Origin of the sequence: Odoribacter sp. N15.MGS-14, from assembly GCF_000980245.1 — a bacterium.
GTDB lineage: Bacteria > Bacteroidota > Bacteroidia > Bacteroidales > Marinifilaceae > Odoribacter > Odoribacter splanchnicus.
The window spans coordinates 1-5,323 of the sequence record NZ_LARE01000105.1 but is presented as its reverse complement, the minus strand read 5'-3'; the positions used below and the strand labels follow the sequence as shown (position 1 = coordinate 5,323).

Genomic DNA, 5,323 nt, shown 5'->3' with positions numbered 1-5,323 from the left:
CTTAGTACCCTTCACAAAACTGTATGGCAAAGGGAGCATTTTAAAGCTCTTCATCATAAAGATGAGTCTTCTCCTTATTATAATCACGATTATACCAAAGTTCCGAGAGGTAGGGTTACACTTATAAACGGAAAGTTTAAAGTGTTTGTAGGAGGTTGGTTATCAGATCCTAACTACGTTAGCGATGTTGAATATGTGAAAGGTATCATTCTCAATGAGTTTAATCTTCCCGAAGATACCGAGTTTATAGAAGATATTCATTGGAATATTGGTCATGATTGGTCGGAAGAAAATTTATAAGATATGGATATGAATTATTTATCATGGATCATTGACATGGCGACTGTCAACCTAGATAATTAAATGAATCGTTCGAAGAACTCGACATCAACGTATTTGAGGGAAGATCTTATCCTGTGCTATATTTTAGTGATATGGTAACAAAATCAATAATTTAGCAAAACAGAGTATGAAAATTATTTCGACAAAAGAAGAACGTGAGCGGTTAATTGAATTGTTAGTAAGTAAAAAATCAAACCTATTGCCACTTGATAGGAAAGATTGTAATTACTTAAAGGAGGCCCAAACTGTCATAGAGTATACTTTTAGAACTAATCTCATGAGAGATGAAAATAGAGTTACTGAATTAATAAAGATAGTCAATGAAGCAGACTTATCTAATATCAAAGAATATCAATGTTTATACTTCATTATACGCAGTTCCTCGATACACGGTATAACTATGGATGAAATGAGCGATATTTGTAAAGTTTTAGAAAAGATATGTAATGATGAAACATCCATTTTATGGACATCCTCTCATGACAATAGTCTTACTTGCAATCTTGAACTTGTAATCGTTGCTTCGAAATAGTGTTCCATTTGTGTTCCACCAAATAAAAAAAGACTTACAGAAATTCTGTAAGTCTTTGATACTCAGTGTCGGGATGACAGGATTTGAACCTGCGACAACACGCCCCCCAGACGTGTACTCTACCGGGCTGAGCTACATCCCGTAATTGCGGTGCAAATATAAAGGAGATATTTGTAACTTGCAACAGTAAGGTGGAAAAAATTATTAAATACTGATTTTTTCCGGAAATTGTTTAACTTGCGGCAATATATGATTAAAAAAGGAGGTATCATGAAAAAGTTCTTATTGTTTTCGCTGTTGGTTGGCCTGTTTGGGGGAAGTCAGGCTCAGGATTTGAAACCTATAAAGTTGAATCAACCGAATGTTAAACGGGGATTACCTGTGATGACTGCTTTACAAAAACGTCAGTCTACCCGGGAATATGCTGATAAAAAATTGGAATTGCAGGATTTGTCGGACTTGTTGTGGGCTGCTGCCGGTATTAACCGGCCTGAATCAGGAAAACGGACGTCTCCGACGGCCATGAATAAGCAGGAAATCGATGTTTATGTGTGTTTGCAGGAAGGGGCTTATTTGTATCATCCAAAAGCGAATAGCCTCGAACCGGTGACTAAAGAAGATTTGCGTCCGGCTGTCGGGGGAGGACAGGGTTTTGTCGCTACTGCTCCGGTATGTTTGGTAATGGTGGCGGATTTGAGTAAGTTCGGCGGAGAGGTTTTAATGCCTGCCCTGGATGCCGGTATTGTTTCCCAGAATATATCCTTGTTTTGTTCCGGCACAGGCTTAGTGACAGTCCCCAGAGCCTCTATGGATCAGGCAAAATTGAAGAGTGGTTTGAAATTGAAAGATACTCAACGGCCTTTGATCAATCATCCGGTGGGATATGCAAAATGATAAAAGAAAAGTTATTGTGAACTTTGTGAGAAGATGGGGGATAGTGTTACTGCTTGCGGTAACACTATATTGTTGTAAAAATGAGTCGGGAACGCCGGGGAAGGTCGTGATCGTTTCTACTAACGATATGCATGCACAGCTGGCTCGTTTTCCTCTGTTGGCTACTTTGATTCAGCAAAAAAAGACAGAAGGAGGGGAAGTGATTGTGGTTGATGCGGGCGATCGTTTTTCGGGTAATCCTTATGTGGATCATGCTCTGGAGAGGGGGGAACCGATGATCCGGCTGATGAATAAGGTGGGGTATGATGTGGTTACGATGGGAAATCATGATTTCGATTATGGACAAAAAATATTGAAAAAGAGGCTGCATGAAGCCAATTTTCCGGTGGTTTGTGCTAATATGCTTTCTGAAAAGAGTGAGTTGGGGCAGCTGCCGGCTTATCAAATGATTGAGAGAGGCGGGCTGAAATTTTGTTTTTTCAGTTTGATTCAGACCGGAGCGAATCATCTTCCTGCAACTAATCCGGCTAACCTGGAAGATATTTCTTTCCGTTATTTCAAGGACGTTGTTCCGGAATATAAACGGGTGGCGGAGGAATGTGACGTGATGATCGGGTTAACTCATTTAGGGTTTGCCAATGATTCTTTGTTGGCTTTAGTGATGCCTGAGTTGGAGGTGATTGTCGGAGGGCATTCGCATACGGTCATTCGTGAACCGAAAAAGGTGAATGGGGTTTTGATCGGTCAGGCCGGTTCTAATCTGGAGTATGCCGGTGTGACTACACTTCGGTTTAAAGGTAAAAAACTGGTCGATAAATCTTATCAATTGGTGAGTTTGAAGGATATAGGAACTCCCGATCAGGAAATTGCTTTGCTGGTGGAAGAGATCAGTAACCGGCCGGAATTTAAAAAGATCATGGGACAGGCAGCAGAAGACCTGACCCGGAAAGAGGATGTCGCTTCATTGATGACCGATGCCATGCGTGATGCGGTTGGAGGTGATTTCGCTTTTTATAACAAAGGAGGAGTGCGGCTGAATGAACTACGTAAAGGAGAGATTACCATGGAAAAAATATATAAAATGGAACCATTCTCCAATTATATCGTTGTTCATGAATGGAATCTGAACAAGATGGAAGATTTTATCTTAAAAGATTATAACAGAGGGAAAGATCCCGGGAAACGCTATATCAATTACTATATTTCAGGTGGAAAATATGAGGTCATCCGGAATTTGCAAGGAGAGGGAATCGAGGTGAAATTTTATGACGCTAGGGGAAAATGTTTGAAAGATAAACAAAAGAAATACAAAATTGCCTTTAGCAATTATGTGGCTTCTTCCAATGAGCTGGTAAAAGGAGGGGAGGTTACCGATATCTTTATCACCGATGCAATTGCTGTCTACTTGCAAAAACAAGGAACTGTAAAATATACTGAACAACGGGCTTTTGTGAAATAGAGTTGCCTGTTTAGTTTTTGGTGATGGTAAATTCTTCGATACCCAGGGTGTTGTAGACTTGTTTCAACTCTTTTTCGTTATCGGAGATAATCAGAAGTTTATCGTTTGGAAATAACTGAGAACATCCGTTCGGTACAAAAAAATGATTGAAGCGTTTGACGAGAACGACCAGGGTATTGTCGGGGAGAGGGATATCGATCAGGTGATCTCCTTGAATGAGCATATCCGGGGTGACTATGATTTCTGAAAATACGGATTTCACTTCCTCGGGTAGTTCCATTTCGAATTCCTTGGCCATTTTTTTATTTTTGATGGATACGCCCAAAAGTCTGGCAATATGGGTGACACTGGTTCCTTGAATCAATAGAGAAAGTAGGGTGATGAAGAACACGATATTGAAAATCTGATGGGCTCCCGGTATGTTGGCGATCAGGGGATAAGTAGCGAAAATAATGGGTACAGCTCCGCGTAGACCGACCCAACAAACATATAACCGGCTTTTAAAAGTCATCTTGCGGAAAGGCAGGAGACACAATAAGACACTGACGGGACGGGCGAAGATGATCATAAAGATACCGATAAGCAGACCGAGCCAGGAGATGCTGATCAGGTCTTTCGGATTGACCAGTAAGCCTAGGGTAAGAAACATGATAATTTGGAAAAGCCAGGCTGTACTGTCGAAAAAATTGGTAATATTTTTTTTGTATACGATCCGGCGATTCCCGACGACCAGTCCGGCAATATATACCGCCAGATAACCGTTCCCCTGAAGTTTCTCGGTAAAAGAGAAAGTGAAAAATACAAAGGTCAGAAGAACAATCTGGTAGAGGGATTGGTTGAGGATTCTGAAATGGTTTAACGTATAAACAGCACAGCGTCCCAATAAATATCCGGCAATTCCTCCGACACTGAATTGGATGAAAAATGAAAGCAGCACCTGTCCGAAACTGAACTCTCCCGATTGAATGATTTGGATCAATAAGATGGTCAGCATATAGGCCATAGGGTCATTACTCCCGCTTTCTAATTCAAGCAGGGGACGTAGGTTGTGTTTTAGATTTAAGTCTTTGGAACGTAATATATTGAATACTGAGGCTGAGTCGGTGGATGACATGACGGCAGCTAGTAATAAACATCCTAACAAGGGTGCTTGTGCTTCCGGGAATGCCCAGGAAGCGAGGAGATAGACAAAACCTCCTGTAAATGCCGTCGTTAGAAGTACCCCCAAGGTTGCCAAGGTAATTCCTTGACCGATCACCGGTTTGATTTCTGTTATATTGGTGTCCATTCCGCCGGAGAAAAGGATAATACTCAATGATATAACTCCGATGAATTGTGCTGTTACCGGATTCTCGAATTCAATTCCGAAACCATCCCGCCCGAATCCCATCCCTACAATCAGAAATAACAATAAGACAGGAATACCGAGTTTAATCCCTGTTTTACCGATCATGATGCTGATGAATAGCAAGATAGAACCGAGCAGCAAAATATTTTGAGTGGTTATGATCATGTCCTTTTTTTGAAGTTAAACGCCTGGGCAGCTTCAAGGTTATAAGCCAGGATGGATAAAATATGAAATAGTTCGGTTTTTACCTTTATTTTCCTGAAAATTATTTTTGAGATTCTGTTTTTTACCCTATATTTGCATCCGCATTGGAGAGGTGGCAGAGTGGTCGATCGCGGCGGTCTTGAAAACCGTTGACTGTCACAGGTCCGGGGGTTCGAATCCCTCCCTCTCCGCTGAACTTACTGGACAGAAATGGTCAGTAAAGGGACAAAAAGCTACAAATCAATGATTTGTGGCTTTTTTTATTGCCCGAAAGTCCAGCTCCCAAGACTTCAAAAGTACGGTAAAAGACAAAGTTTCGTTACTAAATCGTTACCTATTCCCTGCCGGACAAAAACGGTAACGATTTGTCCTCAAATGACCTGATAATGACTTGATTAGTCCATAGTCTGCATAACTCGAAAACGAGAGGTAAAAACTAATTTTGCAACTAAAAAAAGTGAGTTATGAAATCGACATTCAAGGTTCTTTTTTATTTGAAGAAAGGTTCTGAAAAGAAAAACGGCGAGGTTATGATTATGGCACG

5 protein-coding genes and 2 tRNA genes are annotated in these 5,323 nt (G+C 40.8%); 5 read left to right on the top strand and 2 right to left on the bottom strand.

All coding sequences use genetic code 11. From position 1 onward, the window contains the following. Positions 1-300 (top strand): hypothetical protein (locus WS34_RS13940; protein WP_046405548.1); only part of this gene is annotated, 300 nt, incomplete at its 5' end. A gap of 169 nt (positions 301-469) precedes the next feature. Next, positions 470-874 carry a hypothetical protein gene (locus tag WS34_RS13935; RefSeq protein WP_046405547.1) on the top strand — a complete coding sequence of 135 codons (405 nt, stop codon included), beginning with the start codon at positions 470-472 and terminating at the stop codon, positions 872-874. Positions 875-942: 68 nt separating this feature from the next. Here WS34_RS13935 and WS34_RS13930 read toward each other — a convergent pair. Beyond that, positions 943-1,016, bottom strand: a tRNA-Pro gene (locus WS34_RS13930). A gap of 128 nt (positions 1,017-1,144) precedes the next feature. On the opposite strand from WS34_RS13930, the gene WS34_RS13925 reads away from it, so the two are divergent. After that, a complete protein-coding gene (locus tag WS34_RS13925) occupies positions 1,145-1,768 on the top strand; it encodes a SagB/ThcOx family dehydrogenase (RefSeq protein WP_041557593.1) in 624 nt (207 codons plus the stop codon). A 16-nt stretch (positions 1,769-1,784) separates the two neighbouring features. After that, positions 1,785-3,227: a bifunctional metallophosphatase/5'-nucleotidase gene (locus WS34_RS13920; RefSeq protein WP_286693807.1), complete on the top strand. Its 1,443-nt coding sequence runs from the start codon at positions 1,785-1,787 to the stop codon at positions 3,225-3,227. A 10-nt stretch (positions 3,228-3,237) separates the two neighbouring features. Here WS34_RS13920 and WS34_RS13915 read toward each other — a convergent pair whose 3' ends face one another. After that, a complete protein-coding gene (locus tag WS34_RS13915) occupies positions 3,238-4,740 on the bottom strand; it encodes a potassium/proton antiporter (protein WP_013613520.1) in 1,503 nt (500 codons plus the stop codon). A gap of 145 nt (positions 4,741-4,885) precedes the next feature. Here WS34_RS13915 and WS34_RS13910 point away from each other — a divergent pair. Continuing rightward, positions 4,886-4,970, top strand: a tRNA-Ser gene (locus WS34_RS13910). Positions 4,971-5,323 lie beyond the last annotated feature (353 nt).